The organism is Rhodanobacter sp. FW106-PBR-R2A-2-24, from assembly GCF_058789615.1.
Genome location: NZ_JBYTBV010000002.1, coordinates 3,447,788 through 3,463,219, shown reverse-complemented (window position 1 = coordinate 3,463,219; position 15,432 = coordinate 3,447,788). Strand labels below are relative to the sequence as shown.

The window sequence follows — 15,432 nt, the reverse complement described above, 5'->3', positions numbered from 1 at the left end:
GCCGACTCAGCCGCGCGCCAGGGTCAAGGCGTGGTCGATGCGCTGCAGCGCCACGTCGCGGCCACAGAGGTAAATCGTGTGCTCGATGGACGGCGACACCTGGGTGCCGGTCATCGCCACGCGCAGCGGCTGGGCGATCTTGCCCATGCCCAGCGCCAGCGCCGCGGCCACCTGCTCGATCACGCCGTGAATGGGCTCCGGCTTCCATTCGACGTCGACCAGCAGCGCCTTGGCCGCTTCCAGCACGCTGGTGGCGCTGTCGTTCTTCAGGTGCTTGGCCACCGCCTTGGCGTCCCACTCGACGATGGGGCCGTACCAGATCGCCGCGCGCTCGGCCATCTCCTTCAACGTATGCACGCGGTCGCGCAGCGCCACGATCACGTCGGCGGGCCGCGGGCCGCGCGTGGCATCGATGCCAGCGCGCGCCAGGTGCCAGACGAACTCGGGCGCCAGCGCCGCGGGGTCGTCGGTCTTCAGGTAATGCTGGTTCAGCCAGTTGAGCTTCTCGGTGTCGAAGCGCGAGGCGGCCTTGTTGACGTCGGCGACGTCGAACAGCCGGATCATCTCCTCGCGCGAGAAGATCTCCTGGTCGCCGTGCGACCAGCCCAGGCGCACCAGGTAATTGAGGATGGCGTGCGGCAGGTAGCCTTCCTCGCGGTACTCCATCACGCTCACGGAATTGGTGCGCTTGGAGAGCTTCTTGCCCTCCTTGTCGAGGATCATCGGCAGGTGCGCGAACTCCGGCACCGGCGCGCCCAGCGCGTGGTAGATGTTGATCTGGCGCGGCGTGTTGTTGACATGGTCGTCGCCGCGGATCACCTCGGTGATGCCCATGTCGATGTCGTCCACCACCACCGCGAAGTTGTAGGTGGGCCAGCCGTCGGAGCGGAAGATCACCAGGTCGTCCAGCTCGCTGTTGGCGAACTCGATGCGACCCTTCACCTTGTCCTCGAACACCACCGCGCCCTCGGTGGGGTTGCGGAAGCGGATCACCCGGTTCGGGTCCTCGCGGCGCGGTTCGTTGCGGTCGCGGTAGTAGCCGTTGTAGCGGGGCTTCTCGCCCTTGGCCATGGCGGCCTCGCGCATCGCCTCGATCTCTTCCTTCGATTCGTACGCGTAGTAGGCCTTGCCCTCGGCAAGCAGGCGCTCGGCCACTTCCTGGTAGCGCGCGAGGCGGTGGGTCTGGTACACAGGCGCCTCGTCGGCGGCGAGATCCAGCCAGGCCATCGCATCGAGGATGGCCTTGACGGCCTCGTCGGTGGAGCGCTCGCGGTCGGTATCCTCGATGCGCAGCACGAACTCGCCGCCGCGGCGGCGTGCCTCCAGCCAGCAGTACAGTGCGGTGCGCGCGCCGCCGATGTGCAGGAAACCGGTGGGGCTGGGGGCAAAACGGGTACGAACGGTCATGGAAAGGGGCTGGGCATGCGAGAAACCGGGGATTTTAGCCGATACCGCCGTTGCATCGGCGTCGCCGTGCTGCTGGCAGGCTTTGCCGCGGGCGCTGCGGCGCTGGACAACCCCGGCTACGACCGGCCCGGCCTCGGCTTCACTCCCGCCGTGCTGGGCGCGGGCAACATCACGCTGGAACAAGGGCTGCCGGACTGGAGCCGCGACGACGGCAGCACGTCATACACTGCCGACGGCCTGCTGCGGCTGGGCATCGGCCACGCACTCGAACTGCAACTGGGCAGCTCGTACAACCGCCTCACTGAAAACGGCACGGTGGGCCACGGCCGCGGCGACACCGTGCTGGGTATGAAATTCGCCCCGCATGCCAGCGGCAGATTCAGCTGGGGCTTGCTCGGCAGCCTGGAATTCACCGACGGCGCCCGCGACTTCCGCAATCCACGACGACAGACGCTCCTGGGCGCCGACTTCAACTGGCAACTCGATGCGCGCAACACTGCGGCGCTGTATCTGGAAGACGTGCGCAGCGGCAGCCACGATAGTCGCCAGCTCGCCGTCAACGACGGTTATGCGTTCACGCCTACGCTCAGCGGCTACGCCGAATTGGGCGCCATGACGACCGCCGGCGCCGGCCACGGCAGCCGCGCCGGCGCGGGACTGGCATGGATGGCCACGCCGCGCGTGCAACTGGACGCCAGCTTCCGCCACCGCCTCGGCGGCATGGCGCCCGAATGGGAGGCAGGCCTGGGCGTGTCGGTCTACTTCGGCCGCTGAATCCGCCAGCGACTTGGGCAAGACTTGCGCAAGGCGTCGAGTGCTCCTTGCGCATCAGCCACTTGGCCAGCTTGTCCACAGGCTTTGCCCAGGCCTTTCCCATGCCCGTGTGGACAACGTTGCCGCGCCCGGTCATTTTTTCGCCAACCCGTCACAAACCCCTGTCGGCAAAGGCGGGAATCGGGCTTTTCCACAGGCTTGCGCGGCAGGCATCCACACCGGCTGTGGACAACCGCACCGCAGAAACGACGATGCCGCCCGAGGGCGGCATCGCGTCACGCGGCGAAGGCCATCCTCACGCCGCGCGTGGCGCCTTTTGCAGAAGGCCAAGCAGGTCGGCCAGCTTGTCGCGCATCTCGCGGCGGTCGACGATCATGTCGATGGCACCATGCTCCAGCAGGAACTCGGCGCGCTGGAAGCCTTCTGGCAGGGTTTCGCGCACGGTCTGCTCGATCACGCGCGGACCGGCGAAGCCGATCAGCGCCTTCGGCTCGCCGATGTTGATGTCGCCCAGCATGCCCATGCTGGCGGAGACGCCGCCGGTGGAGGGGTTGGTGAGCACGCTGATGTAGGGCACGCCGGCATCGCGCAGCTTCGCCAGCACCGCCGAGGTCTTGGCCATCTGCATCAGCGAGAACAGGCCTTCCTGCATGCGCATGCCGCCGCTGGCGGCGAAGCACACCAAAGCACTCTTCTCGGCCAGCGCGCGCTCGCCGGCGCGAGAAAACTTCTCGCCGCCCACCGAGCCCATCGAGCCGCCCACGAAGCCGAACTCGAACGCGGTGGCCACCAGCGGGCGACCCTTCAGCCGGCCGCTCATGGCGACGAGCGAATCCTTCTCGCCGCTGGACTTCTGCGAGGCCACGATGCGGTCGCGGTACTTCTTGGAATCGCGGAACTTCAGCGGGTCGGTGGCCTCCATGCCGGGCCACAGCTCCTGCGCGGAGCCATCGTCCAGCAGGGCGAGCAGCCGGGTGCGGGCGCGGATGGCGTGATGGTGGTTGCACTTGGGGCAGACCATCAGGTTGCGCTCGAGCTCCGGCTTGTACAGCACCGAACCGCAGCCCGCGCACTTCTCCCACACGCCCTCGGGCACCTTGCCCTTGCCCGCGGAGGAACCCTGCGTGTGCACACGCGGTGTCATGATCTTCTGCAGCCAGTTCATAGCGACGCCTCTGGTGAAGCGCGCATTCTAGCCGAGAACGCCATGCCGCTCCGGACGCCCGCGTGTGGTGGCGCGGGCCAGCCGGATCAGTGGTGCAGGTCAACCGGCATCCAGCGCGGTGCGGATCGGCGCCAGGAATCTCCGGGCGCGTTCCGCGGCCTCCACGGCCGACGCCGCCCCAGCCAGCCGCTCCACCAGCGCGCTGCCGATCACCACCGCATCGGCGAAGCCGGCGATGGCCTTCGCACTTCCCGCGTCGCGCACGCCGAAACCCACCGCCACCGGCGCCTTTGCGTGCGTGCGCACGTCCGCCACGCGTGCGGCGATGTCCAAGGTGCTCAGGCGCGCCGCGCCAGTGATGCCGGCGAACGACACGTAGTAGAGGAAGCCTTCGGCCGCGGCGCACAGCTTCGACAGGCGCTCCGGCGCCGTGGTGGGCGCGGCGAGCAGGATCTGCGCGAGACCGGCCGCGCGCAGCGGCGCCAGCACTCCGGATTCTTCCAACGGGCAGTCGACCAGCAGCACGCCGTCCACGCCGGCCTGCACGGCTTCCTGCGCGAAGCGCTCGTAACCATGGATCTCGATGGGGTTCAGGTAGCCCATCAGCACCACCGGCGTATCGGCATCGCGCTCGCGGAACCGCGCCACGTAACCCAGCACATCGGCCAGTCCCACGCCGGCGGCGATGGCGCGCTCGCTGGCGTGCTGGATCACCGGGCCGTCCGCCATCGGATCGGAGAACGGCACGCCCAACTCGATCAGGTCGGCGCCGGCTTCTACGAGCGCGTGCATCAGCGCCACCGCGTGTTCGGGCGAAGGGTCGCCGGCGGTGACGAAGGGAATCAGGCCGGTGCGGCCGGTCTGGCGCAAATGGGAAAAGCGTGTGTCGATACGGTTCATCGCCAAGCTCAATAGGTAGGGAATAAACACGTGATGGGATATGGCGTCGTCGCTCGCAATTCCGCCGCGATGTGCGCCGCACGTTGACGTTCGGTCGCATCGACAGCCGGATACGTGCCGGCATCCAACGCACGAAGCGCGTCACACAAACCATTCGCCGGACGGCTGCCGGGAATCGTGCCACGAGAAAGGGCTGAGAACGCAGGCTCGATGTGATCGAGCCTGTCGAGCGCGTCGCTGCGAACAACAGGGTCGGCACTCGCAAGCTGCCGGAGCAGTTGCACCCAGTCCGTCCGGTCGTACTCGGCGAGCCCGGGAGTCACTGCCACGTGCCATGCATCGCGCAGCACGGGCAAAACGCTATTGCGCTCGGCGTTGCTACCAGCCAATACGTATCTCGACACCAGGTCAGGCAACGCACGCCCTCCCAAAGAGCCGATGGCGTTCGCTGCGCGAAAACTCCGCTCTGTATCGCTTCGCCCGACCAACTCTGTCAACGCTGCCACGGCTTGCGGCGAATGCACGTGACTGATGGCGTCAATAGCTGCGTCAATGGCGATCCGGTCTTGGTCAGGTGTTGCAGCCAGTGCCTCGATGAGCGGCTGCAGCGCGTCAGGCGGCAACTCCCCCAGGTTGGCAATCGCTTCTAGCATGTCGTCATCCTCAAACGCCCTGTGTTGCGACTTGGCAAGTCGCCGCAACAGATCTGCGGTCAACGCCGGCGAGCGCGGTTTGAGAGTGCTCAACGACTGCAGCGCCCACCTGCGCACCGGCCCGCTTGAGTCGTCGAGCGCGGATTCCAGCTTCGGCACCGAGGGAAGCGCCAAGTTGCCCAGATTCCCCAATCCATCCACGGCAAGTTCCCGGGTATCTTCGCGCTTGGATTGCAGCATTGCCTCCAGTGCTGGAATCGCGCGCGCACCGTAGCGTGGCAATTGAGCTACCGCGCACTGGCCTTCGTCGATCGAGCCATTGCGCAGCACCTCAAGCAATGCCTCCATTCGCATGCCTCGAAGCGCCGGGTAACGCATGTCGCACGTCGGCAGCGCGGGTTGCGTCGCACTAACAGGTGTCGCAAACAGCGACGTCACCAGAAGCATTCCGATCATGCCGAGGCGCATGTGCCGGACTGCACGCATCACAAGGCGATGCCCTCGCGCGCAGCAATGGTGTGCACATCCTTGTCGCCGCGGCCGGACAGGTTGCACAGCACGATGCCGTCCTGCGGGTACTCGCGCGCCAGCTTGATCGCCTGCGCCACCGCGTGGCTGGACTCCAGCGCCGGCAGGATGCCCTCGGTGCGGCACAGCAGATGGAAGGCCTCCAGCGCCTCCGCGTCGGTGACGCCCACGTACTCGGCGCGGCCGGCGTCCTTGAGGAAGGCGTGTTCGGGGCCGACACCAGGGTAGTCGAGGCCGGCGGAGATCGAGTGCGTCTCGGTGATCTGGCCGTCGTCGTCGCACAGCACGTAGGTGCGGTTGCCGTGCAGCACGCCGGGGCGGCCGGCCGAGAGCGACGCGGCGTGGTGCCCGGTGGCGATCCCCTCGCCGGCCGCCTCGGCACCGACGATGCGCACCTCGCGGTCGTTGAGGAAGGCGTGGAACAGGCCCATCGCGTTGGAGCCGCCGCCCACGCAGGCGGTGAGCACGTCGGGCAGCCGGCCGTACTGCTGCAGCACCTGCGCACGCGCCTCGCGGCCCACGATGGCGTTGAAGTCGCGCACCATCAGCGGGTACGGGTGCGGCCCGGCCACGGTGCCGATGATGTAGAAGGTGTCGGCGACGTTGGTGACCCAGTCGCGCATCGCCTCGTTGAGCGCGTCCTTCAGCGTCTTCGAGCCGGAGGTCACCGGCACCACCTCGGCGCCGAGCAGCTTCATGCGGTAGACATTGATCTTCTGCCGCTCGATGTCCACCGCGCCCATGTAGACCACGCACTTCAGGCCCAGCCGTGCCGCCACCGTGGCGCTGGCCACGCCGTGCTGGCCGGCGCCGGTCTCGGCGATGATGCGGGTCTTGCCCATGTGCCGCGCCACCAGCGCCTGGCCCACGGTGTTGTTGATCTTGTGCGCGCCGGTGTGGTTGAGATCCTCGCGCTTGAGCAGGATGCGCGCGCCACCGACATGCTTGGTCAACCGCTCGGCGAAATACACCGGGCTGGGCCGGCCCACGTAGTTCGTCAGGTCGCGGTCAAGTTCGGCGATGAAGGCCGGATCCTGGCGCAGGCGCAGGTAGGCTTCAGTCAGCTCGGCCAGCGGCGCCATCAGGGTCTCGGCCACATAGCTGCCGCCGAACTGGCCAAAACGGCCCTGGGCGTCGGGGTAGGCGTGGAAATCCCGGATTTCGGTCATGGCGGCTCCAGCAAGGATCGGCGACAGGCTCACAGCTTAGCGCCGCGAATGCCTTGTCAAAAAGCGAAAAGATCGCCAGCAATGCTTGAGCTAAACTCACATCATGTCGGAACGCGACCTGCCCTCGCTCAATGCCCTGCGCGCCTTCGAGGCCGCCGCCCGGCTGGGCAGCATGAGCCTCGCCGCGCAGGAACTGCACGTGACCCACGGCGCGGTGAGCCGCCAGGTGCGGGCGTTGGAGGAGGCGTTGGGCCAGCCGCTGTTCACCCGCCGAGGGCGCGGCGTGGCACTCACCGCCATGGGCAAGCAACTACGCGAGGAATGCAGCGCCGCCTTCGGGCAATTGCGTGAGGCATGGCTGCGCCTGCGCTTGGCTCCCGCCCACGCCGCCTTCGTGCTCGGCTGCTCCGGCAGCGTGCTGGCGCGCTGGATGATTCCGCGACTGGAACGCCTGCGTCGCGACCTGCCCGCGCTGACCCTGCACCTGGCCGTGCAGGAGGAGCCGGTCGCCGAGCATCTGGCCGACGTCGATGCCGCCTTGCTGCTGGCAGCCCCGCCCTGGCCCACAAACTGGCAGGTGCACGAGCTGGCGCCGGAACGCATCGGCCCGGTGCTCAGCCCGCGCTATCCCGGCGCCGAGCGCCTGCGCGAGTCGCCACCCGAGGCGCTATGCGATGAGCCGCTGTTGCACACCGCCTCGCGCCCGCAGGCCTGGCCGGCATGGGCGCGCGCGATGAACCTGCCGCCCGCATCGCTGCAGCAGGCGCAAGCCCTGCCCCATCTGTATTTCCTGCTCGAAGCCGCCGCCGCCGGCCTGGGCGTGGCCATCGCGCCGCAGCCGCTGGTGGCCGACGACCTCGCCAGCGGCCGCCTGCTCGCGCCCTGGGGCTTCCGCGAAACCCCGGCGCGCTGGGCGCTGGTGTCCAAGCGCGGCGACGATGCCCGCGTCGCGGCGCTCGCGAGCTGGTTGCACGGCGAGCTCGCCGTGGCCTGACGGCTGTCAGAGATACTGCCGCGCGCCCTGCTTCAACCGCTCCATGATCTCGGGCGTGAGTTCACCGAGCACGCCGCGACGCTGCTCGGGGATATGGGCAAAGGCTTCGTCGCCGCCGAACACGTAGTAGTCCAGCAGGGTCTTCCACTGGGCGCGCTCCTCCGGCGGCAGGGCGCGGAAGGCGAGCAGGCAGTGGTACAGCGCCGCTCGCGCATGCCCGGTGCTGAATCCGGGGACTGTCACCGGGCTCCACCAGTAGTTCATCAGTGCATTCAACGGCGCCAGCGACTCGACGTGGTGCCACCACAGCGGCGGCATGTAGATCGCGTCGCCGGGATGCAGCTCGGCCACCTGCGCGGCGGCCAACGCTTGCCTCAGGCGCGGATAGCGCGGGTCGTCGGGCCGATCCAGCCGCGCCATGCTGATCGCCGCGCCGGTGGGCGCGAAATCCAGCGGGCCGATGTAGAGATTCGGCAACTGCTCGGGCGAAAACAGGGTGAAACGCCGTGTGCCGCACACCACGCAGGCGAGGTTGTGCATCGAGTCGAAATGCGTGGGCGTGGTGGCCTTGTTGCCCATCCACAGCCGCGGCTCGACGGCCGGATCGAGGCAGGGCAGCTGGTGGTTTTCCAGCAGCGCCGGCAGGCATTCGCGCACCAGCGCACTCTGGATCACCAGCCCGCGCGCCTGCTCGCGCCGGCTGTAACTGGCCAGGCGCTGCAGGCCCATGGTCACCGGCAGCTTGAAGTGCTCATAGCAGAAATCATCCATGTCCTGCGTGTAGCCGATGACGCCGTCCGCGTCGCGCGCGATCAGCAAGGTGTCGACCTCGGCGCCACTGTCGCGCGCGGCCACGTACTGCGCGAAGGCGGTATCCGATTCCTTCGCCTTGCGCACGATGGGCCAGTCGCGCACCAGGCCGCGGATCACCAGCGGCCGGCCGCGCCCCAGCACGTCGTCGAGGCCAAAGGGTTTGCCGTCGGTGGCCCGCCACTCCTCGATGGGCGCGGGCGGAGAAATCGCAGTTGCCGGTTCGCTCACCGCTGGCCACCCGCCTTGTCCGCGGCGCGCACCGCCGCCATGAATTGCGCCAGCCTGGCCGCATCCTTGATACCGGGCGCCGACTCCACGCCGCTGGCCACGTCCACCGCCCACGGCCGCGCCGCGCGGATCGCCACACCCACATTGCCCGCATGCAAGCCGCCGGCAAGGATCAGCGGCTGGGCGAAGTCGCCGGTCAGCAGCGACCAGTCGAAGGCCTTGCCGCTGCCGCCGGCCTCGCCGAGGCCATGGCCGTCGAGCAGCAATGCCGCCGCGCGCGGGTAGTCGTGCAGGCGTGCCAGCGCGGCGGCGCCCTCGCCCATCGCGATGGCCTTGAGGTAGCGGCGGCCGAACTGCGCGCACCATGCGTCCGGTTCGCTGCCATGAAACTGCAGCAGGGTGGGCGCGACGGCGGCGATGACTTCCTCCACCAGCGCCGGCGTGTCGTCCATGAACAAGGCCACCGTGCTCACCAACGGTGGCAGCGCGCGCACGATGGCCTGCGCCTGCGCCACGGAAACGTGCCGCCTGCTGCGCGCGGTGAACACCAGGCCGATCGCATCGGCGCCCAGCCGCGCCGCGAGCAGCGCGTCCTCGACCCGGGTCATGCCGCAACACTTGATGCGCGTCATGGCAGACTCACCTCGACCGGCAACCCCCAATGCGCCTCGTAGCGTGGGCCGATGAAGGTGAGTCCCGACGAGGGCGCGGTCGGCCCGGCCACCTCGCGATTGCGTCCCGCCAGCAGCTCGCCGATCCATGCGACGGGCCGTTCGCCACGCCCTACCGGCAGCAGCGAACCGACGATGTTGCGCACCATGTGGTGCAGGAAGGCATTGGCCTCGATCTCCACGAACACCTGCTCGCCTTCGCGCCGCACGCTCACCGCCAGCACGCAGCGCCGCGCATGCGCGGCCTGGCAGGAGATCGCGCGGAAGGCGGAGAAATCGTGCTCGCCCAGCAGCGCCTGCGCGGCGGCGTGCATGCGTGCGGCGTCCAGTGGCTGGCGTTCCCAGGTCACATAGCGCGCATCCAGCGCCGCGCGCATCGGCCGGTTGAGGAGGCTATAGCGATAACGGCGGCTGCGTGCGGAGAAGCGCGCGTGGAAAGCGTCGGCCACCGGCTGCGCCCACAGCACCGCCACGCTGGACGGCAGGTTGGCAGTGGCGCCCAGCAGCCAGGCGCGCATCGCCCGTTCCACCGGAGCATCGAAATGCACCACCTGGCAACGCCCATGCACGCCGGCGTCGGTGCGCCCCGCGCAAGTCACCGCGACCGGCTGTGCGGCCACCTTGGACAAGGCCAGCTCCAACGCCCCTTGCACGGTGCTGCCATGCGAAAGACGCTGCCAACCGAGAAAATCGGTGCCGTCGTATTCGATGCCCAGGGCGATGCGCATGGATCAGCTGCGAGTGGAAAGCCCGCAGCGTAACAGGCATCCCACTCGCCATCGCCCCCGCTCGCGAAAATCAAACGGGCGGCCGTCCATGATGGCGCCGCCCAAACGCCAACGGGCCGGCATGGCCGGCCCGTTGGCGTTGCTGTCGCAGATCCCGCAGGATCAGTGCAAGTCGTCGAGCATGCGCTTGGCGATCTCGCGCTGCGACTGGCTGCCTTCCTTGAGCGCTTCCTCCAACATGGAGCGGGCGCCATCAGGATCGCCCATGTCGAGATAGGCGCGAGCCAGGTCGAGCTTGGTATCCACCGGATCGTCGCCGAACTCGTGCGGCACGGCCTCGGGCTCGCCGGCAAGGGTGTTCTCCGGCGCCAGCTCGGCGGACCAGTCGTGCGTGGCGGGACGCATCACCGTCACGTCGTCATCCGGTACGGGTGGTGCCACCGGAGCTGCCGGCTCGGCCGCCACGTCGTGGGCCGGAGTCAGGTCGAAGTTGAAGTTGTACTCGCTCACCTTGACCGGATTGGCCGGGAAGGCCGGCGGCACGGCCGGCGCGGCGGCAGCGGCAACCGGCTCGTCGTGCTGCGCGACCGGTGCCGCGGCCGCGACGGACTCGGCGAACAGCGGATGGGCTGGCACCAGGTCGCGCCCCATGTGCAGCACTTCCTGCCACTCGTCCTGTTGCGGGTCACTGACGTGCGCCTGCATGGCTTCCGCAGCGGCCTCGAAGTGCTCCACATCGCGGCGGCCGTAGTACAGGCTCACCAGTTCCAGATGCAGGTTGATGTCGTCCGGATGCTCGGCCAACTGGTCGAGCAGCAGGTTCTGGTCGACGTCGTCGCCATCTTCGGCCAGCGGCGGCGGCATGGTGCCGCCAAAACGGTCGGCCAGCGAGGAACCCGTCTTCGCCGGTGCCGCCGGCTTGCCCTTGCCGCGGCGGCCAAGCGCGGCCAACAGCAGCAGCAACACGATGGCGCCGCCGCCCAACGCCTGCACCCAGGTCTGCAGATACCAGGCCTCGGTTTCCGCCGGGGCCGGCTTGGCCGGCTCCGGGGTCGTCGGTTTGGCAGGCTCAGGCTTGACGACCGGCGCGGGCTTGGGCGCCTCCACCTTGGCGGGCATCGTGGCCGGCTGGGCTGCCGTGACAGCGGCGGCTGGTGCCTCCGGCTTGGCCGTACCGGCGGCGGCCGGGGCGGCCGGAAGCGCTGCCGGCGCGGCGGCCGAGGTCAGCTTGGCAGCCGGTGCCGGGGCTGTCGGCGCAGGCGCGGTGGTGGCTGCCGCCGGCGTGCCGCCAGCCTTGTGCGCTGCCGCCAGCTTCTGCTGCAGCTCGGCAATCTCGCTGTCCTTCAGTGCCAGCAGCCGCTGGTTCTTGCTGTTGATGTCGTTCAGGTCTTTCAGGCGCGACTTCAGGTTGTCGCTCTGCTGCTGCAGATTGGCCAAGGCCTCCTGGCTGCGCAGCAGATCCTGGTGCAGCGTGGCCGACTTGTCCGACCCATTGCCGGAGGCCGACTTGCTGCCCTGCTTGGGTGGCACCAGCGCCAAGTGGTCGCCCTTGCCCGCGCCACCGATGGTCGGCGCACTGGAGGTGCCGGCGCGGGTACCCGCATCGGCCACCGTCGTCGGCGCGGTACCGACGCTGCCGCTGCGCCAGTCGCCGTTCTGGCGGCGCACTTCCGCCGCGGCAGCCGCCACCGTCAGCGCCTCGGCCTCACTCTTGCTGGGGATGCGCAGCACCGCGCCGGCTTTCAGCGCATTGATGTTGTCGTGATAGAAGGCACCGGGATTGGCCTGCTTCAGCGCCAGGATCATCTGGTTCACGTCGACGCCGGCCAGCGCCGTGCGTTGCGCCACTGTCGACAGGTTCTGCCCACGCTCGACCGGGCCGAACTTTCCGTTGGCCACCTGCTCGCCGGCACCGGCACCGGCGGCTGGCGGCGTCGGCACCGGTGCCGGCGTAGCCTTGGCCGGGCTGGCCGTCATCGCGCGACTGGGCGATGGCGCCGGGCTGCTGCCCGGCGGATCGAGCAGTATGGTGTACTCACGCACGCTCTTGCCGTGACCGCCATGGATTTCAAGCAGCAGGTCGAGGAAGGGGTCGTTGACCGCCGATTCACTGGTGATGCGAATGACCTTGTGCCCGTGGCCGGCATCGACCACCTTGAACTGCAAAGGCATCGAGGGCCGTCCGCCGGCCACGCCGGCACGGCTGAACTCGTCACCGGAGGCCAACTGCACGTTGAGCTGTTGCAATTCGGCAGCGCTGGCCTTGTGCACAGGGATCTCGGCCAGCAGCGGCTGGCCCAGCGCCGACTTGACCTGGATCTGGCCCAGATCGAGCGCGAGCGCATGTCCACTGCCCAAAGCCAATGCCACCAGGAGCGGCAGTTTCATCGAACGCTTCATCTAGTGTTCCCCCGAACGAGCCGTAGCTTCTGGTGAGACCGTCGGAATGACGGCCTCTTTACCCGGATGAGGCGCCACTTTAGTTAGATGCGGGCGGAACAACAATAGCCGGATCGAAGACTTGCGATGCATTGCTGCCGTGCATTCCAGCACGAAGGGCCTCATCGTTTGCCGTTGGACGGTGGTTTACCCTGCTCCAGCGTCTGCAGTTGCCGTTTCAGCTCGGCAATCCGGGCGTCCTTGTCCTGCAGACGCTGCGCAACCGCGCGCTTGTCGGCTTCGCCTGCCGCCACACCCTGCGTCAGTCGCTTCACGTCCTTGCGCTGCCGCGCCACCGCCTGCCTGGACTGCTGCGCGGCACGCGCCGCCGAGGCGGCGCTCGTTGCCGGCCACGCCAGCACCGGCAACGACGCCAGCGCCACGGCAAGCACCACGGCCAACGGCTTCGTCACAGGTAGGCCTCGATCAGTTTTTCGGCGATCTGCACCGCATTCAGCGCCGCGCCTTTGCGGATGTTGTCCGACACCACCCACAGGTCGAGGCCACGCTCGTGCGAGATGTCTTCGCGGATGCGGCCCACGTAGACCGGATCCTTGCCGGCCACGTCGCCCACCGGGGTGGGATAGCCACCGGCCTTGCGCTCGTCCATCAGCACCACGCCCTCGGCCTCGGCCAGGAGTTCGCGCGCCTGTTCCACCGTGATCTTGTCGCGCGTCTCGATGTGCACCGCCTCGGAGTGGCCGTAGAACACCGGCACGCGCACGGCGGTGGGGTTCACCGCGATGGATTCGTCCTCCAGGATCTTGCGCGTCTCCCACACCATCTTCATTTCTTCCTTGGTGTAGCCGTTGGGCTGGAAGTCATCGATGTGCGGGATCACGTTGAAGGCGATCTGCTTGGGGAATTTCTTGGGTTCGACATCCTGGAAATTGAGCATGGCCGCGGTCTGCCGCCCCAGCTCCTCCATGCCCGAGCGGCCAGCGCCGGAGACGGACTGGTAGGTAGCCACGTTGATGCGCTCGATGCCCACCGCGCGGTGGATCGGCGCCAGCGCCACCAGCATGCCCATGGTCGAGCAGTTGGGGTTGGCGATGATGCCGTGCGTGGTGTACTGCGCGATGGCATGCGGATTCACCTCGGACACCACCAGCGGGATGTCGTCCTGGTAGCGGAACTCGGAGGTGTTGTCGATCACCACCGCGCCGGCCGCCACGGCGCGCGGCGCATGCGCCTTGCTCACCGAGCCGCCGGCCGAAAAGAAGGCGATGTCCACGCCGGCGAAGTCGTAGTTGGCGAGATCCTTCACCACCACCTGCTTGCCCGCGAACTCCACCGTACCGCCGGCCGAACGCTCGCTGGCCAGCGGTACCAGCTCGCTGACCGGGAAATCGCGCTCGGCGAGGATCGAGAGCAGCGTCTCGCCCACAGCGCCGGTGGCGCCGACCATCGCAACCTTGTAATTCGTCTTCTTGCTCATCGGGTGGGTTCTTCGTGGGGTGAAAGGGGACAGGATGGAAAAGCCGTGCCGGCCGCAGCCAGCACCGCGACATTGAGCAAGCCCGGTGGCTGGCCCACGCGCGGGCCGTGGCCGAAAGCCGCCAGCACATTGGCCACCGCCGTGACGGCCATCGCGTGGCGGGTGCCGGTCATGGCGCTGGCGACATGCGGGCCGGACGCTTGCGCATCGCTCGGACGCCCGGCCGCGAAGGGGTCGAACCTGGCTGCCCGCGCCACCTCGATCACGCGGAAGTGCGGCCGCAACCGGTCGATCACGTCCGGAAAAGTGGGCCGCGATACACTGGCCCGCGGTTGCCCGACCACCGGCATCGCCTGCGCGCTCACGCGATGCGCGGCGCGACCGCGCCCACGTCGCCGCACTGCGCGCGGTGGCGCAGTGCCTGGTCCATCAGTACCAGCGCCAGCATCGCCTCGGCGATGGGCGTGGCGCGCAGGCCCACGCAGGGGTCGTGGCGGCCCTTGGTGAGCACCTCCACCGACTCGCCGGCGAGGTTCACGCTGTGCCCGGGAACCAGGATGCTGGAGGTGGGCTTGAGCGCGATCGAGGCGATCACCGCCTGCCCCGTGCTGATGCCGCCGAGGATGCCGCCGGCATGGTTGGAGGCGAAGCCGGCCATGCTCATCTCGTCGCGGTGCTCGCTGCCGCGCTGGCTGACGGCGGCGAAGCCGTCGCCGATCTCCACGCCCTTGACCGCGTTGATCGACATCAGCGCAGCGGCCAGCTCGCCATCGAGCTTGCCGTAGATCGGCTCGCCCCAGCCCGGCGGCACGCCGTCGGCCACCACGGTGACGCGCGCGCCAACGGAATCGCCGGCCTTGCGGATCGCGTTGATCGCGGCTTCGAGCTCGGGCACCTGCTCGGCGCAAGGCCAGAAGAAGGGGTTCTCCTCGACGGCGTTCCAATCGAAAGCGGCCGGCGCAAGCTCGCCCATCTGCGCGAGATAGCCGCGCACGCGCACGCCGTAGCGCTCGGCCAGCCATTTCTTGGCGAGCACGCCCGCCGCCACGCGCATGGTGGTTTCGCGCGCGGAGGAGCGCCCGCCGCCGCGCGGGTCGCGGATGCCGTATTTCTGCCAGTAGCTGTAGTCGGCGTGGCCGGGGCGGAAGGTCTGCGCAATGTCGCCGTAGTCCTTGCTGCGCTGATCCACGTTGCGGATCAAGAGCGCGATCGGCGTGCCGGTGGTCTTGCCCTCGTAGACGCCGGAGAGCATCTCCACCGCGTCCGCCTCGTGCCGCTGCGAGGTGTAGCGGCTGCGCCCGGTGGCGCGGCGTTCGAGGTCACGGCGAAAATCCTCCGGCGCGATGGCCAGCCCCGGCGGGCAGCCGTCGACCACGCAGCCGATGGCCGGCCCGTGGCTTTCGCCGAAGGTGGTGACGGTGAGAAGCTTGCCGAAGGCGTTGCTGGACACGGGGTTTGGACGTCCATCCGAAAGATGTCGTGCAAGCTTAACCCGGTTTGCGCCGCATGTCGCGCCGCACCATCA

At 68.5% G+C, this 15,432-nt stretch carries 15 protein-coding genes; 2 read left to right on the top strand and 13 right to left on the bottom strand.

The window, feature by feature from the left end:
• Positions 1-6 precede the first annotated feature (6 nt).
• Positions 7-1,407, bottom strand: coding sequence for a glutamate--tRNA ligase (gltX, locus tag AC3WQA_RS16820; RefSeq protein WP_492676178.1), 1,401 nt, complete (start codon positions 1,405-1,407; stop codon positions 7-9).
• A gap of 15 nt (positions 1,408-1,422) precedes the next feature.
• On the opposite strand from gltX, the gene AC3WQA_RS16815 reads away from it, so the two are divergent.
• A complete protein-coding gene (locus tag AC3WQA_RS16815) occupies positions 1,423-2,181 on the top strand; it encodes a transporter (protein ID WP_492676177.1) in 759 nt (252 codons plus the stop codon).
• 295 nt (positions 2,182-2,476) lie between these two features.
• On the opposite strand, the gene accD is transcribed toward AC3WQA_RS16815, so the two are convergent.
• From accD to trpB, 4 genes are all read right to left on the bottom strand, one after another.
• Complete coding sequence (gene accD, locus AC3WQA_RS16810) at positions 2,477-3,346, bottom strand: acetyl-CoA carboxylase, carboxyltransferase subunit beta (RefSeq protein WP_492676176.1); 870 nt, start codon at positions 3,344-3,346, stop codon at positions 2,477-2,479.
• Positions 3,347-3,445: 99 nt separating this feature from the next.
• Positions 3,446-4,246, bottom strand: a complete 801-nt coding sequence (gene trpA / locus AC3WQA_RS16805; protein WP_492676175.1) for a tryptophan synthase subunit alpha — start codon at positions 4,244-4,246, stop codon at positions 3,446-3,448.
• A gap of 8 nt (positions 4,247-4,254) precedes the next feature.
• Complete coding sequence (locus AC3WQA_RS16800; RefSeq protein WP_492676174.1) at positions 4,255-5,367, bottom strand: HEAT repeat domain-containing protein; 1,113 nt, start codon at positions 5,365-5,367, stop codon at positions 4,255-4,257.
• Between the two features lie 17 nt (positions 5,368-5,384).
• Complete coding sequence (trpB, locus tag AC3WQA_RS16795) at positions 5,385-6,596, bottom strand: tryptophan synthase subunit beta (RefSeq protein WP_492676173.1); 1,212 nt, start codon at positions 6,594-6,596, stop codon at positions 5,385-5,387.
• A 103-nt stretch (positions 6,597-6,699) separates the two neighbouring features.
• Here trpB and AC3WQA_RS16790 point away from each other — a divergent pair, with 103 nt between their 5' ends.
• On the top strand, positions 6,700-7,590 hold the full coding sequence (locus AC3WQA_RS16790; RefSeq protein ID WP_492676172.1) for a LysR family transcriptional regulator: 891 nt from the start codon (positions 6,700-6,702) through the stop codon (positions 7,588-7,590).
• A 6-nt stretch (positions 7,591-7,596) separates the two neighbouring features.
• Here AC3WQA_RS16790 and AC3WQA_RS16785 read toward each other — a convergent pair whose 3' ends face one another.
• The 8 genes from AC3WQA_RS16785 to aroC all read right to left on the bottom strand — a co-directional run bounded on the left by AC3WQA_RS16785 (position 7,597) and on the right by aroC (position 15,357).
• Positions 7,597-8,631, bottom strand: coding sequence for a cupin-like domain-containing protein (locus tag AC3WQA_RS16785; RefSeq protein WP_492676171.1), 1,035 nt, complete (start codon positions 8,629-8,631; stop codon positions 7,597-7,599).
• Positions 8,628-9,263: a phosphoribosylanthranilate isomerase gene (locus AC3WQA_RS16780; protein WP_492676170.1), complete on the bottom strand. Its 636-nt coding sequence runs from the start codon at positions 9,261-9,263 to the stop codon at positions 8,628-8,630. The genes AC3WQA_RS16785 and AC3WQA_RS16780 overlap by 4 nt, the downstream gene beginning before the upstream one ends.
• The gene (gene truA, locus AC3WQA_RS16775) at positions 9,260-10,030 is read right to left on the bottom strand and encodes a tRNA pseudouridine(38-40) synthase TruA (protein WP_492676169.1); all 771 of its coding nucleotides are present in this window, start codon (positions 10,028-10,030) and stop codon (positions 9,260-9,262) included. Before truA ends, AC3WQA_RS16780 begins: the two co-directional genes overlap by 4 nt.
• Before the next feature lie 162 nt (positions 10,031-10,192).
• On the bottom strand, positions 10,193-12,418 hold the full coding sequence (locus AC3WQA_RS16770; protein WP_492676168.1) for a motility hub landmark protein FimV: 2,226 nt from the start codon (positions 12,416-12,418) through the stop codon (positions 10,193-10,195).
• 173 nt (positions 12,419-12,591) lie between these two features.
• Positions 12,592-12,882 carry a hypothetical protein gene (locus AC3WQA_RS16765; RefSeq protein WP_492676167.1) on the bottom strand — a complete coding sequence of 97 codons (291 nt, stop codon included), beginning with the start codon at positions 12,880-12,882 and terminating at the stop codon, positions 12,592-12,594.
• Positions 12,879-13,907 (bottom strand): aspartate-semialdehyde dehydrogenase, encoded by a 1,029-nt coding sequence (locus AC3WQA_RS16760; RefSeq protein WP_492676166.1) that lies wholly within the window; start codon positions 13,905-13,907, stop codon positions 12,879-12,881. Before AC3WQA_RS16760 ends, AC3WQA_RS16765 begins: the two co-directional genes overlap by 4 nt.
• A complete protein-coding gene (locus AC3WQA_RS16755; protein WP_492676165.1) occupies positions 13,904-14,272 on the bottom strand; it encodes a hydroxyacid dehydrogenase in 369 nt (122 codons plus the stop codon). Before AC3WQA_RS16755 ends, AC3WQA_RS16760 begins: the two co-directional genes overlap by 4 nt.
• Positions 14,269-15,357: a chorismate synthase gene (aroC, locus tag AC3WQA_RS16750; RefSeq protein WP_492676164.1), complete on the bottom strand. Its 1,089-nt coding sequence runs from the start codon at positions 15,355-15,357 to the stop codon at positions 14,269-14,271. The genes AC3WQA_RS16755 and aroC overlap by 4 nt, the downstream gene beginning before the upstream one ends.
• Between the last annotated feature and the right edge of the window lie 75 nt (positions 15,358-15,432).